Annotated in this window: 21 protein-coding genes and 1 tRNA gene; 2 read left to right on the top strand and 20 right to left on the bottom strand. The window is 34.5% G+C overall.

Going from position 1 to position 20,173, the window contains the following annotated elements; genetic code table 11:
- Positions 1-26: 26 nt before the first annotated feature.
- From HY04AAS1_RS03710 to HY04AAS1_RS03700, 3 genes are all read right to left on the bottom strand, one after another.
- On the bottom strand, positions 27-662 hold the full coding sequence (locus tag HY04AAS1_RS03710) for an NAD(P)H-dependent oxidoreductase (RefSeq protein WP_012513779.1): 636 nt from the start codon (positions 660-662) through the stop codon (positions 27-29).
- A 34-nt stretch (positions 663-696) separates the two neighbouring features.
- Positions 697-780: transfer RNA gene (locus tag HY04AAS1_RS03705), tRNA-Leu, on the bottom strand.
- 85 nt (positions 781-865) lie between these two features.
- A complete protein-coding gene (locus HY04AAS1_RS03700) occupies positions 866-1,303 on the bottom strand; it encodes an Hsp20/alpha crystallin family protein (protein WP_012513778.1) in 438 nt (145 codons plus the stop codon).
- Between the two features lie 166 nt (positions 1,304-1,469).
- On the opposite strand from HY04AAS1_RS03700, the gene HY04AAS1_RS03695 reads away from it, so the two are divergent.
- Positions 1,470-1,925, top strand: a complete 456-nt coding sequence (locus HY04AAS1_RS03695; RefSeq protein WP_012513777.1) for a VTT domain-containing protein — start codon at positions 1,470-1,472, stop codon at positions 1,923-1,925.
- Here the strand turns inward: HY04AAS1_RS03695 and HY04AAS1_RS03690 are convergent.
- The 12 genes from HY04AAS1_RS03690 to HY04AAS1_RS03630 all read right to left on the bottom strand — a co-directional run bounded on the left by HY04AAS1_RS03690 (position 1,922) and on the right by HY04AAS1_RS03630 (position 12,220).
- Positions 1,922-2,167 (bottom strand): hypothetical protein, encoded by a 246-nt coding sequence (locus tag HY04AAS1_RS03690; RefSeq protein ID WP_012513776.1) that lies wholly within the window; start codon positions 2,165-2,167, stop codon positions 1,922-1,924. The genes HY04AAS1_RS03695 and HY04AAS1_RS03690 overlap by 4 nt on opposite strands.
- A 4-nt stretch (positions 2,168-2,171) precedes the next feature.
- Entirely contained in the window at positions 2,172-3,236 is a 1,065-nt protein-coding gene (locus tag HY04AAS1_RS03685; RefSeq protein WP_012513775.1) for an ATPase, T2SS/T4P/T4SS family, read from the bottom strand.
- Positions 3,237-3,392: 156 nt separating this feature from the next.
- Positions 3,393-3,965, bottom strand: coding sequence for a hypothetical protein (locus HY04AAS1_RS03680; protein WP_337954094.1), 573 nt, complete (start codon positions 3,963-3,965; stop codon positions 3,393-3,395).
- 225 nt (positions 3,966-4,190) lie between these two features.
- A complete protein-coding gene (locus HY04AAS1_RS03670) occupies positions 4,191-5,450 on the bottom strand; it encodes a hypothetical protein (RefSeq protein ID WP_337954093.1) in 1,260 nt (419 codons plus the stop codon).
- A gap of 18 nt (positions 5,451-5,468) precedes the next feature.
- Positions 5,469-6,302 (bottom strand): hypothetical protein, encoded by an 834-nt coding sequence (locus tag HY04AAS1_RS03665; RefSeq protein WP_012513772.1) that lies wholly within the window; start codon positions 6,300-6,302, stop codon positions 5,469-5,471.
- 53 nt (positions 6,303-6,355) lie between these two features.
- Positions 6,356-7,336, bottom strand: coding sequence for a hypothetical protein (locus tag HY04AAS1_RS03660; protein WP_012513771.1), 981 nt, complete (start codon positions 7,334-7,336; stop codon positions 6,356-6,358).
- Between the two features lies 1 nt (position 7,337).
- Positions 7,338-8,438, bottom strand: a complete 1,101-nt coding sequence (locus HY04AAS1_RS03655) for a hypothetical protein (RefSeq protein WP_012513770.1) — start codon at positions 8,436-8,438, stop codon at positions 7,338-7,340.
- A gap of 6 nt (positions 8,439-8,444) precedes the next feature.
- Positions 8,445-9,164, bottom strand: a complete 720-nt coding sequence (locus tag HY04AAS1_RS03650; protein ID WP_012513769.1) for a hypothetical protein — start codon at positions 9,162-9,164, stop codon at positions 8,445-8,447.
- On the bottom strand, positions 9,161-10,627 hold the full coding sequence (locus tag HY04AAS1_RS03645; protein ID WP_012513768.1) for a type II secretion pathway component PulD-like: 1,467 nt from the start codon (positions 10,625-10,627) through the stop codon (positions 9,161-9,163). The genes HY04AAS1_RS03650 and HY04AAS1_RS03645 overlap by 4 nt, the downstream gene beginning before the upstream one ends.
- Positions 10,624-11,199, bottom strand: a complete 576-nt coding sequence (locus HY04AAS1_RS03640; protein ID WP_337954092.1) for a hypothetical protein — start codon at positions 11,197-11,199, stop codon at positions 10,624-10,626. The genes HY04AAS1_RS03645 and HY04AAS1_RS03640 overlap by 4 nt, the downstream gene beginning before the upstream one ends.
- Positions 11,200-11,237: 38 nt before the next feature.
- Positions 11,238-11,576 (bottom strand): hypothetical protein, encoded by a 339-nt coding sequence (locus tag HY04AAS1_RS03635; protein WP_156769304.1) that lies wholly within the window; start codon positions 11,574-11,576, stop codon positions 11,238-11,240.
- Complete coding sequence (locus tag HY04AAS1_RS03630; RefSeq protein WP_337954091.1) at positions 11,573-12,220, bottom strand: hypothetical protein; 648 nt, start codon at positions 12,218-12,220, stop codon at positions 11,573-11,575. The genes HY04AAS1_RS03635 and HY04AAS1_RS03630 overlap by 4 nt, the downstream gene beginning before the upstream one ends.
- Before the next feature lie 342 nt (positions 12,221-12,562).
- On the opposite strand from HY04AAS1_RS03630, the gene HY04AAS1_RS03625 reads away from it, so the two are divergent.
- The gene (locus HY04AAS1_RS03625) at positions 12,563-13,051 is read left to right on the top strand and encodes a hypothetical protein (protein WP_337954090.1); all 489 of its coding nucleotides are present in this window, start codon (positions 12,563-12,565) and stop codon (positions 13,049-13,051) included.
- Between the two features lie 2 nt (positions 13,052-13,053).
- Here HY04AAS1_RS03625 and HY04AAS1_RS08360 read toward each other — a convergent pair whose 3' ends face one another.
- Genes HY04AAS1_RS08360 through HY04AAS1_RS03600 form a run of 5 tightly spaced genes read right to left on the bottom strand, consistent with a single transcriptional unit; the run spans position 13,054 to position 20,172 of the window.
- Positions 13,054-14,985 (bottom strand): DUF4118 domain-containing protein, encoded by a 1,932-nt coding sequence (locus HY04AAS1_RS08360; protein WP_012513763.1) that lies wholly within the window; start codon positions 14,983-14,985, stop codon positions 13,054-13,056.
- A complete protein-coding gene (kdpC, locus tag HY04AAS1_RS03615; RefSeq protein ID WP_012513762.1) occupies positions 14,949-15,545 on the bottom strand; it encodes a K(+)-transporting ATPase subunit C in 597 nt (198 codons plus the stop codon). Before kdpC ends, HY04AAS1_RS08360 begins: the two co-directional genes overlap by 37 nt.
- A complete protein-coding gene (gene kdpB, locus HY04AAS1_RS03610; protein WP_012513761.1) occupies positions 15,542-17,596 on the bottom strand; it encodes a potassium-transporting ATPase subunit KdpB in 2,055 nt (684 codons plus the stop codon). The genes kdpC and kdpB overlap by 4 nt, the downstream gene beginning before the upstream one ends.
- Positions 17,593-19,323 (bottom strand): potassium-transporting ATPase subunit KdpA, encoded by a 1,731-nt coding sequence (gene kdpA, locus HY04AAS1_RS03605; protein ID WP_012513760.1) that lies wholly within the window; start codon positions 19,321-19,323, stop codon positions 17,593-17,595. Before kdpA ends, kdpB begins: the two co-directional genes overlap by 4 nt.
- A gap of 48 nt (positions 19,324-19,371) precedes the next feature.
- Complete coding sequence (locus HY04AAS1_RS03600) at positions 19,372-20,172, bottom strand: GNAT family N-acetyltransferase (protein WP_012513759.1); 801 nt, start codon at positions 20,170-20,172, stop codon at positions 19,372-19,374.
- Position 20,173: the final 1 nt, after the last annotated feature.

Genomic DNA, 20,173 nt, shown 5'->3' with positions numbered 1-20,173 from the left:
TATTAGAAAGATAGGAAATCTGTTTATCATCTATACTCTACCAATTGCTCTATTGGGAGCCTATATTTTTTAGATGGTGGATTTACTCTATAACCAAAAGCCACAAACATAGATATTTCATAATCTTTTGTATTAAGACCTAGTATTTCCTCCACTTTATCCTTCTCAAAGCCCTCTATTGGGCATGAATCTATGCCTATCATAGCAGCTACTGTCATCATGTTTGTAGCAGCTATATAACATTGGTTAGAACTCCAACAAGCTAAATCTTTATCGTCAAACTTGTTTACAAAGTTTTCATAGCGCTTTATAGCTTTCTCTCTTAATTCTACATCTGGAAAGATATCGCTTTTTCTCTCATACATTGGTCTATAGTAATCCGGATTTTTTAGAAAAGATTTTTTGGCTAGATATGCTACTAAATGGCTACAAGTTGTTATTTGAGGTTGATTCCAGCATACTGGTCTTAGCTTTTCTTTTAGGTCTTGTGACGTTATTACTAGAAACTTCCAATGTTCCATTCCAAAAGAAGATGGTGACAATCTACCTATTTCTAGCAAGAAATCAAAATCTTCCTTAGGAATCTTCTTTTTATCGTCAAAAAGCTTGCAAGCATGTCTTTCATGAAAAGCTTTGAGTATATCCTCTTTAGAAAAGTTCATCACCATCACCTCTTTAACAGATAGTAAAATTAAATGCCGGAGGCGGGACTCGAACCCGCACCCTCTTGCGAGGACTACCCCCTCAAGATAGCGTGTCTGCCAATTTCACCACTCCGGCTATCTATATATTATATACCAAAACCGGAAAAAGTGGATAAAAATTAAAAAAGGGCCGGAAGGCCCCTTGTTTGAATATCTAAGCTTTAGCCTATGTTAATCTTTGTGCTTTGAGATTCTTCTTTTTTAGGAAATCTTATCTCTAGGACGCCATCCTTGTATTCGGCCTTTGCCTCTTGGGTTTTTACATTTGGTGGCAAGGATATCATCCTTTCAAACTTACCGTATATGCGTTCTACTCTGTGGACAGCTTCTGTGTTTTCTTCTTTTTCTTCTTTCTTTTCGCCCTTAATATAAAGGACATTGTCTTTTACGCTTACTTCCAAATCCTCTTTTTTGACACCAGGTATTTCAGCTTTTATCACCACTTCTTTGTCTGTTTCATATAAGTCTATTGCTGGTGCCAGAGAAACTTCGCCACCGCTGTAAACGGTAGGTAACAAGTTTTGGACAAGGTTGTCAAATTCTGCTTTTACCTTTTCCAACTCACTAAATGGATTCCAAATTGCCAAACCTCTTCTCATAGGCCTTACCTCCTTCTAAAGTTTTCTAAAAATTAATATAATACCTTTAGAAAATTTGTCAAGAGTTTTGATAATAACTTTGATATAGTTATACTCAAATATTTAATAGAGATATACTCAAATATATTTTTAGTATTAAGCTTTTAAGATAAGTATAATAAAAGATGTGGATATACAACACATAGCTATAAGTTTAGTCAAGCATTACGGATATTTTGGAGTTTTTTTGATAGGTTTTACTCAAAGTATTATACAGCCTATTCCCGTCTTACCTTTTATGCTTATAAGCAACAAAATAGGCTTAAATCCATGGATAATAGGTGTTGTAGGTGTTCTATCAAATGCCTTAGGGGCTTTTGTGTCTTATTGGTTAGGATATTTTTTAGGTGATAAAATTGCTTCAAAGATAATATCTAGGAAACATTATATAAAAACAGAAGCTCTCTTCAACAAATATGGTATTTTTGCAATATTAATAGGAGAGCCTTACAAAGCTATATGCTGGATGGCTGGAATACTAAAATTTCCCTTTTATAGATTTATAATAGCTACATTTATATCTAGAACATTGCACACTATAGCCTATATATTTATAGGACATTTTTTTCAAAGAATCTTCTAAACTTCTTTATAAAGCTCTTCTATTTGTATTGGCTCTTTGAAAGCTCCGCTAAGCTCAAGTATGTATATATCTCTTAATACTTTAAACTTGTCTAAATCAGGAAAATCTTGCATAATTTCAAAAGCTTCCAACAAATCCGTCCCTTTGGTTCTTTCTTTTAGTTCTCTTAAAAGCTCAAAAAGCTCATTTTTTGAAATTTCTATAGTGGTATATTTTCCCTTTACAAAAATTTTCTCTTCCATAACATCACTCCATAGCCCTTAATCTTATATAGTTAAACTCTTCTTCGTCTATTTCTCTGTTTATAAGATATTGTTTTGCGCATTGAGTAAAAGTTATAGAAAATCCTCCTTGAATCTTTCCCTCTTGTCTAATTCTTTCTATATCGTTAAAATTTCCATCTGCTATCATAGTCCTTATAGGTTTGTTTGGTACCAATATATCGTATATAGGTAAAAATTTCTTTGCTTTTGAGCGGTATAAAAACTGTGAAATAATAGCTACTATCTGTGAACTAAACAAGCCCAAAAGCTCTTTAGAACCAAATTGATTTAGCAATGAGAATGTAGCGCTTACGCTTTTTGTGTGCAACGTGGAAAACACCAAGTGGCCACGAGCGGCCATATCAAGAAGAGATATTATTTCATCTTCAGATCTTACTTCACCGAATAGTATGATGGATGGGTCACTTCTTAACGCTATTTTAAGAGCATGTTGAAAATTCTTTACCTGCGTAGGTATGTTAAACTGCCTAACAGTAGCTTTCCTATATAAAAATCTATATTCTACTGGATTTTCAAAGGTTAATACAACAACGTTGTGAATGTCAGATAAAAAACCTATTTCGGCGGCTATAGATGTAGATTTACCAGAGGTAGTACCCCCTGTATGTATTATCGCACCACTTCTGGCATCTTTCATAAAGTCAACAACTTCTTTTGGAAGTCTCACCATTTCAATGGAAGGAAGTTCATAGGATAGTATTCTGATAGCCATTCCGAGACCTTCAAGAGATTCTGCTACCGATACCCTGTAAAGACCATAATTTTTAATAGCAAAAGAGTATTCAAAAGTAGAATATTCGGCCATTATATCGCGCCAATTTTTCTCGTCGGATGTGAGCTCTATAATCTCTACTACGTCGTCCGTTGTAAGTCTGTGCATCCCTGGTATAACAGCATACTTTTTGGCAATTCCATATCTTGGTATGTAGTTTGCTATAAGCTGAAAGTCAGTAGCTCCAAGCTCCTTTCCCTTTTCAAATATATCCACAAGTTTTGATGGAATATTTTTTATATCCAGCGTTTTCATAATTTTTAGTATAACATAGTGGCCTCTCAAGAGGCTTATTTGAATGCATATTTTTTAACTGGTCTAGTGGCCTCTCAAGAGGCTTATTGAATAGATTTATTTGAATGACAGAGTGTTAAAGCCTTCTTTGATAAGCATCTATAAGTATGCCACTATTTAACTACACACGTATGTACAACTTATAAAACTACCAACGGCGCAAGGATCTCCCATACTTGTTAAGGAGTGAGTAGTGTTTGTGCCATAATATGAACTGCTTTTATAAGGTAAAAGCCCCGAGTAAGGGATAGCATTGTTGGAATTAAGATTGTAATAACAAGATACGCATGTGTTCGATTGCAAGCTTGATATAGAGTTATATAATACATATTCGCCAAAAGCGCTTTTTGTATTACAAGAGAAAGCGATATTTGAACCTGTGATATTATTTACATTTCCCGTTAACGATGGTAAAAAACTCCAAGCTTGATTGAAATCATTTGGGTTTGAACAATTGTTTTTTATACTAAGCCATCTTGCGTTTTCACAGGCATTTATAAAAGCCTGCTCATAAGAATCTTTATAAAAGCTTACAATATTTTGGATAGGGTTTGTAGAGCTTGTATTGTTTAATGTTTTATTTGGGAGGCTTGAAACAATATGATAAGTGTTTAATTTTGGATTTTGAGGTGTGTTTATGGCGTGATACAAAGGTATTGAGCTTGAAACCATATAAAGTATGTAACTCATTATCGCTATTATAAGAAAAGTGATCGTTATAAAAAGCATAACGCTACCATTTTTGTGTGCTTTAGGTATTTTCCTAAACTTTGAAGTGCCATTGTGAATCGTGGCATACTTGTCTGTTCTTTAGACCCGAAATGCGATCTCATCGCTCTAGTGTGCTCCAAGCATTTCTCTGAGCTCTTGAGTGCCATTGCCTGCTCATTAACCATGAAATGCGTCATAGCCGCTCTAAGGATATGTAAATTGTAAATAACAATAGGGTGCGCCAGCTTGTACACAGCTGACGTTGGTGTTGCTTAGTGTTATAACTCCGGCAAACGGCGGACAATTTGTACCGCTTTGACATAGAGTCATGTATGAAAAAGATGGATGTATATCGGCTAAAGTTTCTTGTAAATTTGCATAAGGCACTATCGTAATAGAGTTTCCAAAACCATCCACATAATAAAAACTAGAAGCTGTGGAACTAGACCGTGGCAGACTTGTGACCAATCCTACGTTTGTAAGAAGCGTAGTTATGCTGCAGTTTTGGGATAAGCTTATGTTTGTACAAGAGTTGGAGCAAACGCTTTGGTTTGCCTGAGTTTGACATAGAAGGTTTGGAGAGCTAGAGCATGCTTGTAAAATCCATGGTATATAAAAATCGTAGCTCGATTCCATACCTCCTGTCCAATATCCCGTGGCAGACTTGTCGGAACCATTCCATGTACAAGAGTTTGCTATTTCAGAGGTCCTTCTTTCTAGTACATAGTTTTTCATACCTGACGCTATTTGTTCAAATTTTGAAAGAGACTGATTTTGATAGTACTGATATATAGGTGTATAATCTACTACATAAGGGGCTGATAATGGGCTTGCTGGGTTGTTTGGTTGTAGTATTGTATAAAAAGTTATACTAGGCATTGGCGGGTCTGGGTTTACGAATGTATAAGATTCATAATTTGAATTGGAACAAAAATCTATGCTAGAAGCTGTAAAACTAGGACAAAATATAGATAGCGTGTTGCTATTTAAAGTAGTAGAGCATCCAGCTTGATTAAAAGCGCTTTGGATGGGCGTTGCAACATTTAAGTTTTGACTTATTACATAGCTAAAACTAATACCGCCGTTTGTATAAGAAATGTTGCAAGGTAAAGGAGTTGCAGGACAAACGCTATACCCACCGCAATTTTCTTCGGCCCCGGCTATATCCATATATACATTTAAAAGAGCATTTTTTAAATTTATACTTTTTACTTGAGATTTTGCTATATCTGTGCTTCTATTAAAAGCTGGGATAAGATAATAAATACCAGTCAAGACGGTAGATAAGATGGACAAGGCTAAAAGAATTTCTATTATAAACCACATAACAAGTCTGCCACGATCAACAAGTCTACCACGGGATACAAGTCCACCACGATAAACAAGTCTGCCGCCAACATTAAGATTCACTCCAGAGTGCTGACAAGCATGTTTCAAAGAAGCTTTTATTAAACAAGCGCTCAACAAGAAATGTATTATAATTCATGATTCACTCCAAGTAGGACAAAAACTCAGTACTGGTAGATTGGTATAGTAAAGCCCACTTACAGTGCTAGAGTTGGTATTTGAGCCAAAAAAACACGATGCACTTATTGTATAACAAGCACTTGCACTATCGCCCGGTGGACAAGAAACTCTGCCAGCTACTACATTGTTGGAAGACCCGGGATTTGAAAAATCGTAAGAGCAAGAAGTGGGTGCAAATACTATAAATTCAGCGTAAAGAGAACTGTTACCAGTATGGTATGTGCAAGATGGCATAAATACAGTACCAGCTGAGCCGCTAACAAACTGGCCGTTAGAATAGCTAGCCGATAGCAATATAGTTTGATATTGCATTGTAGTGTAATCTTCTATGCCAAAACATGTAGAGGAATTTCCTATAGGAAAACAATAAGTACTAGAACCCATAATAGAGTTTGTGATAGATGAAAAAGCTATAGTGGAAGATATTATATTGGCATTTCCTATAGTGGTGGATAGATTGTTTATATTTGGGTTTGCCAGTGGTGTAAAGCTATAAGAAGCGGCTGAGTTTATATAAGCAGTAAGGGATTTAAAGCAATCTTTTATAATACCTTGGCCATTGTTACCAGCACCACACAAGTTTTCTATAAGGGTTTTATAAACATCGTTTGTTTGATGCATATACATGTCTATATCAGGAGGCACTACGTATACGACAGGATAAGCATTTTTGCTTATAAAGAAAATCATACCCATCCCAGATAAAAGTGCTCTCAAATTTACAATGGTCCTCATCTTTGTAACTTTTTTAGGCTTTTTATAAAACCTCATATAAACAAAATATATCATAAATCTGAATATATGCACTGATAAGTCTACCACAGTTTACAGGTATATTACAGTTAACCGCCGGCATTCATAAGAAAAGATGAAACTTTGTTTATAAGCTCAAAAGCCATTTGGAAGTAAGGTATGATAAGAAGTATAAGAGGTATGACTATAAGTCCTAATGCTGCTATATTGGCGGTGGCAGCTACGCTTTCTACAAACACACCAAGCTCTCTTAGTTTTCTCTCTGCCAAGGAAAAAAGTGTGTCTCTAAATTTGCCTGTATAAAAGGCACTTTCTAAAGATGCTATTTCTGTAAGCCTCAGTATAGACCCAAGAGCTTCCAAAAACCCTTCTAAGTTGGTATCCACAGAAGAAAAAGCTTTTTTTATACTTCCTTTTGAAGTTTCTTCCCCATAAAGAATGATATCTTCTATTGGTATATTTGCCATATAAAAAAGTCTAGTGGTATTTAGTATCCTAACACCTTCTAATTCCTTAAAAATGTTTTTTACAATGGGCGTGTGATCTGGTTTTATCACCACAAAGAATATAAAAAGTCCTAAAAATAAGAAGTTTATAGGTATAAAAAATTTCATAAGAAAAGGAAGATAAAAAGGTGCTTTTATAAGCTTTGTAGCCAAAAGAGTGGTGGCTATCTTGTGAAGCACGTAATCTGCTAAAATGACAGTGGCTATAAATGTAAAGATTGGCATTATTATCATTTGTGTAAGCTTTGATTTTGCCTTTTCTATAGCCTCAGATATGTTTTTTAATTCTTCTAAAATCCTATAAACTGGTAAAGATTTATCTTCGGCGTTTCTAATTATAGTGATTGCTTCATAGGAAAGGTATGGTTCGTAAACTTCAGATTTTTTCATACCAGAACGTATATCTTCTATAATATCTTCTAACTCTGTCCAGTTTAGATACTTGTTTACCCTTTCATATATTTCTTCCACAGAAATATTGGCGTATCCAGACTGTACTTCTGCATCGTATATAATTTTTTCTATCTCTTTTTTTCTAAATCTTGATTTAATTTTACCAAGCATATTATTTTCCTGATGGTATATTGTTTTTCACAAGGTATAAATCTATATCTGCATTTATATCAACATTTTTCTTTACCGTATTAGAGTTATTGGTTTTTTGGGACAATATATCGTTTGGATTGGTAAGATTTAAAGACTCTAGGTAACCTTTGCAATAAAACATCGTTTGTATAAAATCATAAAAATCTTTGTAATTTTTGATATCTCCTTTAAACTCTAAATTATCTACATCGTACAAATTTAATCCATCTTTTAAAAGCTTCATACCGCAAGTCTCTTGGTCCATATAAGATACTTTTACGGGAAAATCTGGTATCAAATCTATATTAACGGTTTTAGAGTATATCGGCACTGGTTTTGTGCTAACGAGTTTTGAGCCTTTGGCAGGATAAGCAAATCTAAACGTAATATTAAGAACGCCGCTTAATTTTTCATCCTTGCCGGGTGCAGCCTTTTCATCTTTTATAGAATAAGTTATATTAGATATATAAGCAGGGTAACCAATAGACGATACTTGTTCTATGGCATAAGCTATTTGATAAAGGGCATCTTTTGTGAAAGATTCCATGACGGATTGCTTTTGAGCTAAACTCAAACTTTTACCAATATGTGGAACAGGTGGTACTGCTGGTTTGCCGACATTGAAGTTTAGCTCTTTATTTTTGTGGCTTTTAAAATAAAAAAATACAGCACCGCCAAAAATTATGATAATCCACATTGCAATAAGAGATATAATTTGGATGTCTTGATACCAAGGAGGACCGTATATTTTTTTTATTTTTTTTAGAGGTTCTTTTATTATAACTATTGGTTCTCCCAAATACTCTGTGGCTATATAGCTTTCTGGGTCTTGATCTGTTATAAGTTCTTTTTCATTTATTTGAATTCTATCACCAGCTATAACGTATTCATAGTATTTCTTTTTTTCTGGTACTATTCTAACGGCTAAATTTATGTTGTTTTCTTGCATATACAGTACATCATATAAATAATTTTTTAGTTCCTTTTTGTCTACGCAATAATATCTTACTCTTCTTCCCTCTTTTTTTTGTATACAGGCTTTATTTTTTTCTGGTTTTCTTGAAACAGTTATGTTTGCCATAGTAGCTTATCGTTTTTCATCGGTTTTTTCCCAGTAAATCTGGTTTTGAGTCACTACAAGCCTATAATTTCCTTGCACAAAACCATTTGTATAAACCTGGCCGTTTGAAGAAATAGCGTAACAATTATTTGAGCATATTATCATAGATATTTGAGGTATTGGTGGGGGTGTGGAAATAGATGGTAAATTGTTGCTTGTTTGATTTTTACCTATTAATGTTTTAAGAGGTGGTAAAGGTGGCGGTGGCGGTTTTTTAACAACTATTTCCCGTTCTTGTGTTGTTTTGTATTTTTCCTCATTAAGTTTGTTTACATAAAAACTGGCAAAGGCGTTAGAAGGTGGCAAGTTGTTTATTACGCTTAAAATATTAGCTATATTAAGTTTTTGAGCTTGAAGGTTCTGATTTTGAGCCGTATTTGTTGTGATTTGGCTTGATTTTAATCTCGAAGAAAATATCTTAAGTCTTATTTGAGTTTTTTTGTACTCTTCTTGGATCTTTTTTATCTTAAAGTACAGTATTATGCTGCTTGTTAAAGCTCCAAAGACAAATCCTATAGTTACACCTAAAATTATCTTTTCAAAATTTCTTTTTCCATCTTCTTTTTGTGTGGTGAGGGGTGCTTCAAAATTCTTTTTTATTTTAAAATCTCTAAAAAAAGACTTAATTTTTTCTAGATATTTTTTGTAAGGTTTTTCTGGTGGTGTTTGAGGTTGCTCTACGCTCATTTTTCACCCAAACCCTCGTAGGTTATTGTTATAATAAACTGCACCTTATTTGAATATTTATCGGTGTTGCCAAAAAGGTATTTTATAAGAGGTATTCTTATTAAAAACGGTATACCAGCTTCGTTGTTTTTCTTAAGGTCATATACAGAGCTTATAAGGGCTATGGTTTGTCCTGGTTTTAAAACAGATGTTAAAACAGAGTTTTGAGACGAAACTTCAGGAAATTGTATAGGGACAGTTACTCCTTGACTTATTGTTATATTTTGAGTGTTTAGGTTCTGAGGTGTATTTTGAGAGTAGTAGACATCCACCATAAGTTTTTTGTTGTTTGCAAGTCTTGGTAGTATGGTAATACTTGTCCCTGTGTTTAGATAAGAAACTATTGGTATGTAAGCTGGAGTAGACACTACTCCGGCTACAGTTGGAGGAATATATATATTGTATGAGCTTATATAAGATTGAGTATTGGTAGGAGCATAAACAATAGGCTGATTTGGTAACACGGTGTAGGTTTCACTATCTATGCTTTTTGTTTTACCGTATTGTTCTAGAGCGTTTAAAAGAGCATCATAATTACTACCGCTTAAACCTGCATTAAACAAAGAGTTTGATGGATTTGTAAGTGTTATAGGAGCGGTTAAAGACAGATTTAAGTTTTTTAAATGTTGAAATAGAGCTGAAAGATTGATACCAGTAGAGTATTCGTTTAAAAGGTTTATAGCTATTATATTTATTCTTATTTTTATAGGTTCTGATAGTTCTTTGTTTAACTTATTTACTATAGATTTTACAGTTTTATAATCGTTTATAGAGCCAAAGAATGTAAGAAGGCCTGTGTTTGGATCGTAAGATATCTTGGAGCGTTTGTCTTGTAGAAGTGGTGTTATAAGATTCACAATGTTTTGAGCTAAATTTTCGTTGAAATTAAAAGTTGAACTAGAGCTGTTTGTACCTGTGTTTTGTATAGGGTTTACGGTAGTACCGCCTAGCATACCACCGCCAGAGGAGCTATTGGTAACACTTTGACCAAATGTCATATTGTAATTGTATGCTTTTGTGGTAGTCATCGGCACATTCAGCTGAAACACAGCACTTATATACCTTCTTACTATTATTTTCCCGTTTTTAACCTTGTAATATAAATTGTTATAAGCACAAAAGGTGTCTAATATACTTTTTAAAGTGCCTTGTCCATAAAAACTAACCCTATCTTGTACGTTATCTTTTAGTTCTATAGGCACTTGGGTTATGCCTGAAAGATAAGATAATACTTGTGGTATTGGAACATCTTTTACATTTAAGGTAACAGGTTTTAGCAAAAAAGCGTTTTGACCGTTTATTATAAAACCTGGTGGTGTGCTTATTTTATTTTTAGGCGTAACTTTGTAGTTTCCGATAAGATGGTAAGAATAAGAGATAGATACAAAAAGTAATATGCCTATAAAAGCAAGAACCTTTTTCATTTACACTTACCTTCTTTTATAGAGCTGTTTAATATGCTATAACCTTTGTAACCTGTTCTAAGATTTAATATATGAAGCCAGTAAAATCTATGCCCTTCAATACCACAAGGTGTTAGACATTGCAACGTATCGCCTTTATAAGAAGCGCCTATAGCGACAGATTTTATAGATGGATATTTGTGAATATATGACATTGAGTCTATGCAAAAAAATACATCTTCAGGTCCATTTGTGATAAGCTCTTTGGCTGTTTTTCTTCTTTGAGGTTTGCCAAAACCTATGGATTTTTTAGCGTTTTCATTTTCTACCACAAGACCCTTTATAGAATTTTCAAGCTTTATAACTTTTACCTCTTGTTTTAATTTTTCAAGATTTTTAGAAAACAATTGTTGTTGTTCTTGTAATTTTCTAACATTTTGCTCTAAGTTTCCTACTTTCTTTTTTTCTTCTTCTAGATTTTGACTTAGTTCCTTTGTTTTTTTGTTCAAATCTACCACCTTTTTTATAACACCTATTTGAGATTCTATTATATCTTTAAATGTAATTTTAGGTTGATATTCATTTTCTGCCATAGTTAAGCAAGGGAATATAAATACCAAAAGTAAAAATATTATTTTGCCCATGACTTCGCCTTATCTATAAGATCTTGATAAGAAGATGGTACTGAAACTGAGCTTTTTATCGCTTTGGAATTGGAAGTTTTGGCTCTTTGCTTTAGCTCTTGTTCTATGGATGATAGTTTAGCGTAGGTTTTCTCTTGTTGTTCTTGTAGCTTTGCTAAGGCAGTTCTTAACTCGCTTACCTCTTTACTTAAGTTCATTACTTTCTTTACAACCCCCACTTGAGACTCAACTATATCCTTAAAGGATATTTTTGGTGTATACTCGCTTTGTGCGTTTGCATTTTCTATAAAGCTACAAACCGCTAAAACCATTAAAACAGATCTCATTTTGCCCATAGTTTAGACCTCTCTATAAGATTTTGATAATTGTATGGTACTTTTATGGTGTTTAAGTTTTCTTTTTTATATATATCTTGGGTTTCTATTTTAGCCCCTACTTTTTCAAGACCTAAAATTACTGTAGTTATATCGTGTATGAGTGCTTTCTTGTTTACAGATGGATTTACTATGCTTTTAGCTTCATACAAAGCCATCTTCATAAAATAAAGTGTTTTGTCAAGATGCGTCTTACCGTAGTTTAAATCAAAATTTACACATGGGTTTATGACAGCTTCGGCGGGTTTATACTCTACCCATATAACACCTTTTACTCCATCTTTTTGAAGCAATTCTTTTGTATGATTAGCATCTTCTTGGCTATCAAAAACTCCAAACACAACATCCCCTATACCATCAAGGGGTGTGAGGCCATTTCTCATAGCTATAAACTTATAATAGCCTATTTTATATGAACTTAGATCTGATGAATCCATGTAAACCCACCATCCAGATGGAATTACATAAGATCCACATATATTTTCTCTTTTTCTCATTTGCCATCCCAGGAAAAAGCCTTTTTTAAATATATTCCTACTTACACTATCAAGAGCATTTATATCAAGAGAGTATGAGATAGAAGAGACAATTATCAAACATAACAATATAAAATAATATCTCCCAAATTTCATATATTTTATTATCGCATATAACAAAGTTTTTTTCAGGCTTATAATATTATTTGTATGGAAAGCTATAAACTAGGAGTTAAGCCTCTTACGAGGCCACTAGCCGGTTCAACTAACATGTATTTCAATAAGCCTTTCAGGCCACTCGCCTTTTCAACAGATGTGCATCTCAATAAGCCTCTTGCGAGGCCACTCGCCTTTTCAACAGATGTGCATCTCAATAAGCCTTTCAGGCCACTGTCCCCCTCAGATTACATGCATATTAATAAGCCTCTTGCGAGGCCACTCGCCTTTTCTATCATAGAGCTTTTGTTGGTGTTTACTGTGGTTAGCATATTTTTGGGAGCGGTGTTTATAGGATATAGGACTATACATGCTACTACTAACGAGCAAAATTATGCTTACAAAGCAAGGACTTTTGTTTTAGGCTTAAAAGATTATTATGATGTATTGGGGGCATATCCGCAGGTTAGTTGTACGGATGCAAACTCATGGTCCAGTTTAAACGGTACTCAAGGCATATGTGATTGGAACTCGCACCCTCCGTCAAATCCTGCCAATTGTTGTGCTTTGCTTCATTTTATAGGACCCTGGGCTACCACATGGTCTTATATTTCTAATAGTACATCTTTTACAATTCTTACAAGCCAAATACCAAACGAATATGTTCAAGCTGTATCAAACGCTTTTAACTCCTTAGGTCTTTTGTGCACAGTATCAAGTACTGGTGGTGATTACAGTTATCTTAGTTGTAGTGCTAACAACGTACCTATCACAACAACAGCTTTAAACCAATAGTTTTAAGTATATTTTACTATGCTGGCGGTAAATAAATCTGCTATGGTTTCTAAGATAGATATGGTTTCATAATTTGTTTCTTTGCTTTTAGACATATCAAAAATCATTACGCCGTATACATCATCTTTATAAATGAGCGGTATATAAAAATAAGGATCTTCGGAAAACGTTTGGGTAGAAACCCCAGCTGGTTTTTTATTTTTTATACACCATTGGACTATTGTTTTGACTCGGTCGTTTATGTTTATATTCTTTGTTAAAGCTTCCATATGTATGCTATCTTTGGCTTTTAAAAATATCGCCATATCTTCCACGAACATCTTCACGTATCTTATGGTAATAGATATACATTCTTCTTTTGAGTTTATCCTAAGCAGTTTTCTGCTAAGCTCAAAAAGAACATTGCTTTTTTCTTCACTTTTTTGTAGTTTTTTTAAGTTCCTTTTTAATCTTATGGATAGAAGGTTTATAAAAACTATCATCAATGCAAAAACTGTATAAGATAGAAAATAATTTATATCAGAAATAGCAAAACTATAGTAAGGTGGCACGAAAAAATAATCAAATATCACTATACTAATTAAAGTAGCAAAGATAGTGGAGTATGTATCAAGCATTAAGGCTGCTAAACTAAGCGCCAACAAAAATAAAAATACAAGGTTTAGTTGGTTTAAATAGTTTCTAAACTGAAGTCCTATAAACGTGGCAAGAAATACAAGAAATAAACCTATAAAGATGTTGTAAATTTTAGGAAGGTATAACTTAGGAAAGTTTATACGTTTTTTTGAAATATTAAAAAGTTCTGCCTCTGCTATTGGTGGGTCCAACATAAATATATCAACATACTTTGTATTTTGGGCTATTTTTCTAAATATAGAGCCTCTAAAGATGGGAAATTTTTTAGGTTTACCCATAATTATCTTGTTTATATTGTGGCTTTTTATATATCTTATAATAGCGTTTGGTACGTCGTCATCTTTTATCCATACAATTTCAGCACCTAAACTTTTTGCAAGTTCTAAGGCTTTTTGTAGCCAATCCAATTCTTTGTCTGTAAGGTAAGCATGTTTTTCTGTTTCAACGTAAATAGCTATCCATTCGGCATCTATCTCGTTGGCAACTCTGTAAGTCGCTCTTACCAAATGCTCAGCGAAAGGACTAGCGTATATCCCTACTACTATTCTTTCTTTTATAGCCCAAGGACCAGCGATTGCATGCTCTTTCATGTATGTATTTAATTTTTTATTTAGCTTATCGGCGGCTATCCTCATAGATAGCTCTCTTAAAGCCATTATATTTCCCGGTCTAAAATATCTTTTTATGGCTTCTTGAGCTAAATCTGGTACGTAGACTTTGCCTTCCTTTAGCCTTTGGATAAGTTCTTCTGGTGGTAAGTCTATTAGTTTTATCTCATCGGCGTTTTTTACAAATTCATCTGGTATTGTTTCTCTCACTCTTACCCCAGTTATTTGATAAACTATATCGCTTATACTTTCCATATGTTGTACATTCATAGCCGTCCATACATCTATGCCAGCGTTTAAAACTTCTTCTATATCTTGATATCGTTTTTTATTTCTAAACATAGGCGGGTTTGTATGTGGAAGCTCGTCTATTATGCAAATTTGCGGTTTTATTCTTAGTATTTCGTCTAGGTTTATTTCTTTTAACTTTATACCGCTGTAATCCACTTCTAAAGAGGGTATCGTATCTAAACCTTCGAGAAGTTTTTCCGTTTCTTTTCTTCCATGTGTTTCTACAAATCCTACTTTTATATCTATACCCTCTTGTTTTTTGATATGTGCATCATTTAACATGGCATAGGTTTTACCTACTCCTGGCATTGCACCAAGGTATATGGTAAGTTTGCCACGCTTTTGTTTTTCTTCTGCTATTTCTAATAAACTCTCTGGAATTGGTCTTTCTTCTTCCATCTTAAAAGCTCCATATTAAGCTTGATGACGTTTACCCTTTTTTCTCCAAATATACCAAAAGTCCTGTTGTCTAAGTTTTTATATATAAGTTTTAAAAGTTTTCCATAAGGTATATTGGCATGCTCTGAAACTCTTTTTGCTTGCATAATAGCATTTTCCAACGATATATAAGGCTCTAAGCCGCTTCCAGAACCCATAACCATATCAGAAAGAAAAGGAGCTTTTAATCCGTAAGAGTTTAATACCTCTATTCTTGATTTTATATTTTCTACCAAAGTTTTGTTTGTGGGACCCATATTTGAGCCTCCAAAACTAAGAGGGTTACAAGGGTATGAAGCTGTGGAGGAGGGTCTTGGCCAGAAGAGCCCAGGATCAGATATTGGTTGACATATAAGCTTGGATGCCACTATTTTCCCATTTAGCTTGTATAGGCTACCGTTAGCTTGATATGGGAAAAGTATTTGAGCTAAACCTGTAACTGCCAAAGGATATAAAATTCCAAGCAAGACAAAACATATTACAAAAAGCAAAAATACGTTTTTTAGGCTTTTAACATTCATAGTACTCTCCAAAATATTTCACAAATCCAGTATACAATCCAAATCCCAAAAAATGGAAACAGTATACCACCTATACCGTATATACTTAGATTTCTAACAAGAAGCGTTTGGGCATCCATAGGCCTATACTTTACACCTTTTAAAGCCAAAGGTATAAGCATCGGTATTACGATAGCATTAAATATCACCGCTGATAATATAGCTATATAGGGGTTTGCAAGATGCAGTATGTTTAGTATATTTAGCTCTGGATAGCTTTTACTAACAGCCGCTGGTACTATTACAAAATATTTCGATATATCGTTTGCTATACTAAATGTAGTAATAGCTCCCCTTGTAATTAGTATTTCTTTACCTATCCCTACCACTTCTATAAGCTTTGATGGATCGTTATCAAGATCTATTATATTGGCGGCATCTTTGGCGGCTTGGGTACCGGAGTTCATAGCCACAGCCACATCCGCTTGAGCTAAAGCTGGTGCATCGTTGGTGCCATCTCCTGTCATAGCTACCATATATCCCTCTTCTTGGTACTTTTTTATATGCCTTAGCTTATCCTCTGGTTTTGCTTGAGCTAAAAAATCATCCACCCCTGCTTCTGCTGCTATGGTAGCTGCCGTAAGAGGGTTATCTCCTGTTATCATGACAGTTTTTATACCAGCTCTTCTTAGTTCTCTAAACTTCTTTTTTATACCGGGTTTTATAATATCTTTTAAATAAACTACGCCGTATATCCTGTTATCTTTAGCCACCACCAATGGAGTACCACCTTCTTTGGCTACTTCCTCAACTATTTTATCTAAGTTTTTTGGTATACTACCACCAAAGCTTGATACATATTTTTCTATTGCATCTGAAGAGCCTTTTCTATAGTGTTCATTTTTTGTATCTACGCCACTTATCCTTGTTGATGCGTCAAACTCTATCACTTTGTAATCTTTTAAATCTATTGATAAGTTGTATTTTGCTTTTGTAAAAGCGTAGATACTTTTACCTTCAGCAGTAGTGTCTCCTATAGAAGCCATATGAGCTACCATAGCCAACTCTTCTTCAGAAACACCTTCTACTGGTATAAGCTTGTAGGCTTGTCTATCACCGTATGTTATGGTACCTGTCTTATCTAAAAACAAAACGTTTGCATCTCCAGCAGCTTCTATGGCTCTACCAGATAAAGCTATTATGTTTTTCTTAAATAATCTATCCATACCAGCTATACCTATGGCCGGCAAAAGGGCTGCTATTGTGGTTGGGGCTAAGCATACAAACAAAGCCACAAGCACCACCAAAGATACTACAGAACCCTTGTTGGTAGAATATACACTATAGTAAGAAAGAGCTCTAAAGTTTATAACTACCACCAAAAATACTATGGTAAGAGATATAATGAGTATCTCAAGGGCAATTTCGTTTGGAGTTTTTCTTCTTTTGGCCCCTTCTACCAAAGATATCATCTTGTCTATAAAGGTCTCCCCAGGATTTACGCTTGCAACAGCCACAGCGCTACCAGAAACCACCTTAGTCCCTGCTGTAACAGAAGATTTGTCTGTACCAGACTCTCTTATAACTGGAGCCGATTCTCCTGTGACTGCAGACTCGTTTACCAACAAAACACCTTCTATCAGCTCTCCGTCTATGGGTATGATATCATCTTTTTCTAATAAAAATAAATCACCTTTTTGAAGTGAAGAGGCTGGGATTTTTTCGTAGGTTTTATCGTTCTTGTTTTTTAGCTTTTTAGCAAAAAGATTTGATTTTGCCTCTCTAAGAGATTTTGCCCTTGCTTTGCCACGAGATTCTGCTATAGACTCTGCAAAGTTAGAAAATAACACCGTAAGCCAAAGCCATAAGCTTACGTTGGCGCTAAACCAAGCGTGATTGTTGTTTGTGGCTAAGTCGTAGAAAAAATCAAATGTGGTGATTGTACTTCCTATTTCTACCGAAAGCATCACGGGATTTCTTAAAAGCTCAACAGGGTTTAGTTTCTTGATGGAATTTATAGATGCTTCTTTTAGTATGTCTTTGTCAAAGATGCTTAGCTCTTTCTTTTTCATAGAGTAACTCCTTCCAACATAAGCATATGTTCAAGTATAGGACCCAAAGAAAAAGCCGGTAAAAATGTCAAAGCACCCACTACTATGATAATGAATACAAGCCATACACCAAAAACCAAAGTATGCGTTGGAAGTGTGCCAGGGCTTGGTGGTACATGTTTTTTAAGGGATAAAGACGAAGCCATGTAAAATACGGCTATAATAGGGATAAACCTACCTATCAACATTGCTAAACCTGTGGTGATGTTGTAAAATACGGTATTTGCATTTAAACCAGCAAAAGCGCTTCCGCTGTTGTTAGAAGTTGATATATAAGCGTATAAAACCTCGCTTAGCCCATGAGGTCCTGGGTTTGACATAGAAGATAATCCCCATTTTGTATAAAGGGCTAATGTGGTAAGCAATAAAGCTGTTATTCCAGATACCAATGTTATGACAACAGAAGACCACATTTCTCTTGATTCTATTTTTTTGTTTAAATACTCAGGGGTTCTACCTATCATAAGCCCTGCTACAAAAACAGCTATTATTACCATAGCTATCATCCCATAAAGCCCAGATCCCACCCCACCAAATATAATCTCGCCAAGAGAAATCAAAGACATCGGCACCAATCCACCTAAAGGTGTAAATGAATCAAGCATAGAGTTTACAGCACCGCAGGAAGTAGCGGTGGTAATACTTGAAAACAACACTGTGCCACCTATACCAAACCTCAACTCTTTTCCTATAAGGTATGGACCTTCTATGCCAAGCTTTTTTACTATGGGATTGCCAAACCATTCAAAATAATACTGAATACCCATAAACAGCATCAACACAAAAAGCATTACGCTGTATAAAAACCATCCTTGTCTTTTATCTTTTATCATATACCCAAATGTAAACACCAAAGACGCTGGTATTAGGATTATAAGAAAAGCCTCAAAAACGTTTGATAGCGGAGTTGGGTTTTCAAAAGGATGGGCAGAGTTTGCGTTGAAAAAACCACCACCGTTGGTTCCTAAAAGTTTTATGGCTTCTTGAGAAGCCACTGGACCCATGGGAAGCGTTTGTGTGGTAATTATATTTTTGCTATCTTTATAAGGCTCCAACAGTTCTATGGTTTTATAATGAGAGAAATTTTGTATAACTCCTTGAGATACCAAAAACAAAGCACTAAAAAAAGCTACTGGTAAAAGCACATATAAAATCGTTCTTGTAAAATCCACATAAAAGTTTCCAAGGTATATGGTATTTTTCCTGGCAAAAGCCCTTATCAGCACCAAAGCCACCACGATACCGCTTGCAGCTGATAAAAAGTTTTGAAGTGCAAGACCAGTTATTTGAGAAAAATACGTAGCTTGAGTCTCACCAGCATAAGCTTGCCAGTTTGTATTTGTAACAAAACTTACCGCTGTATTAAAAGCCAAATCCCAGCTCATGTTTGGTATGTGGTATTGATTTAGAGGAAGGTATTTTTGAAATAAAAGCGTTAAAAAAAGCACCAAAAACCCTAAAAAATTAAAAGATAACAAAGCATAAAGATACTCTTTCCAGTTCATCTCTTTGGATTCGTCAATGCCAAGTATTTTATAGATAGTTTTTTCTACATATCTTATAGGTTTTAAAGACGGATGCACACGGCCTTCATATATATCTGCCATATATTTTCCTAAAATAGGAGAGATGATGGTTAGTATGCCAAAAAACAAAATAAAGCTAAAGATATCTAAAAATATATTCATTGTTAAACCTCCAAAAGACATAGTTTAAAGCTATTTTTGTTTTTTAATCTATGATTTGAATCTTCTGTTGAAAGAAATATTGAGATTGTCAGCATCAAGGAGAGTGATAAAATCAGCACACTTAAAATGCCTATCAAAAGCAGGTTCACCGCATATAACAGCACCAGCTTTTAAATAGCTTTGAATAAGAGAAGGTACAAAAACCTTAAGATCCTTTACATCAATGTTTATGTTATCAACGGTCTTTACATAGTTTTCAAAGTTTTTTATGCGAAAATCCGGCAACGGAAACACCATTTTGTTTTCAAACTGTTTTAAATATTTGTAGGCAAACACTATCTCAAATATATTTTCTGTTTGGACACTTGAACACCCAAATACATATTTAGCATCCACTAATTTAGCGTAGTAAGCTATGCCTTTCCAAAGAAGGGCTATGATGGCACCGCTTCTATAGTCTTTATGTACGCTTGCTCTTCCAATTTCTATTTTTGTAGCTTTTAAAAGCTTTAAACTAGATATGTCAAATTCGGTTTCCGAATAAAACTTGTTGCTAAAACTAGAGGATATAATCCTATAAGTACCTACAACGTCTTGGGTTTTGTTGTCTATTATGATAATGTGATCTGCTATAAAGTCAAATTTGTCTATATCTATTCTAAAGAGTTTGCTTTTGTTTAGAAGCTCTTGATAAAATACTCTATGTCTTAACTCAAGGGCTTTTCTTAACTCTTTAGAGTTTTGGGCAGTCTTTACAGTAAAACTTCCTACTTCAAATCTAAAGTTAATTTTTGGTTTGAAAGCTTTTAAACGAAAACCATAGGTTTTTTGCGACAGTGTCCCTATCATA

This window comes from Hydrogenobaculum sp. Y04AAS1, from assembly GCF_000020785.1.
Taxonomy (GTDB): domain Bacteria; phylum Aquificota; class Aquificia; order Aquificales; family Aquificaceae; genus Hydrogenobaculum.
Note: the sequence above shows the minus strand (reverse complement) of the source record. Positions and strands in the feature narration are given on the sequence as shown.

Coding starts and splice junctions, on each gene's coding strand:
- HY04AAS1_RS03710 (WP_012513779.1), bottom strand. CDS start 662: ATGAACTTTTCTAAAGAGGATATACTCAAAGCTTTTCATGAAAGACAT.
- HY04AAS1_RS03700 (WP_012513778.1), bottom strand. CDS start 1,303: ATGAGAAGAGGTTTGGCAATTTGGAATCCATTTAGTGAGTTGGAAAAG.
- HY04AAS1_RS03690 (WP_012513776.1), bottom strand. CDS start 2,167: ATGGAAGAGAAAATTTTTGTAAAGGGAAAATATACCACTATAGAAATT.
- HY04AAS1_RS03685 (WP_012513775.1), bottom strand. CDS start 3,236: ATGAAAACGCTGGATATAAAAAATATTCCATCAAAACTTGTGGATATA.
- HY04AAS1_RS03680 (WP_337954094.1), bottom strand. CDS start 3,965: ATGAGTTACATACTTTATATGGTTTCAAGCTCAATACCTTTGTATCAC.
- HY04AAS1_RS03665 (WP_012513772.1), bottom strand. CDS start 6,302: ATGATATATTTTGTTTATATGAGGTTTTATAAAAAGCCTAAAAAAGTT.
- HY04AAS1_RS03660 (WP_012513771.1), bottom strand. CDS start 7,336: ATGCTTGGTAAAATTAAATCAAGATTTAGAAAAAAAGAGATAGAAAAA.
- HY04AAS1_RS03655 (WP_012513770.1), bottom strand. CDS start 8,438: ATGGCAAACATAACTGTTTCAAGAAAACCAGAAAAAAATAAAGCCTGT.
- HY04AAS1_RS03650 (WP_012513769.1), bottom strand. CDS start 9,164: ATGAGCGTAGAGCAACCTCAAACACCACCAGAAAAACCTTACAAAAAA.
- HY04AAS1_RS03645 (WP_012513768.1), bottom strand. CDS start 10,627: ATGAAAAAGGTTCTTGCTTTTATAGGCATATTACTTTTTGTATCTATC.
- HY04AAS1_RS03640 (WP_337954092.1), bottom strand. CDS start 11,199: ATGGCAGAAAATGAATATCAACCTAAAATTACATTTAAAGATATAATA.
- HY04AAS1_RS03635 (WP_156769304.1), bottom strand. CDS start 11,576: ATGAGATCTGTTTTAATGGTTTTAGCGGTTTGTAGCTTTATAGAAAAT.
- HY04AAS1_RS08360 (WP_012513763.1), bottom strand. CDS start 14,985: ATGGAAGAAGAAAGACCAATTCCAGAGAGTTTATTAGAAATAGCAGAA.
- kdpC (WP_012513762.1), bottom strand. CDS start 15,545: ATGAATGTTAAAAGCCTAAAAAACGTATTTTTGCTTTTTGTAATATGT.
- kdpB (WP_012513761.1), bottom strand. CDS start 17,596: ATGAAAAAGAAAGAGCTAAGCATCTTTGACAAAGACATACTAAAAGAA.
- kdpA (WP_012513760.1), bottom strand. CDS start 19,323: ATGAATATATTTTTAGATATCTTTAGCTTTATTTTGTTTTTTGGCATA.
- HY04AAS1_RS03600 (WP_012513759.1), bottom strand. CDS start 20,172: ATGATAGGGACACTGTCGCAAAAAACCTATGGTTTTCGTTTAAAAGCT.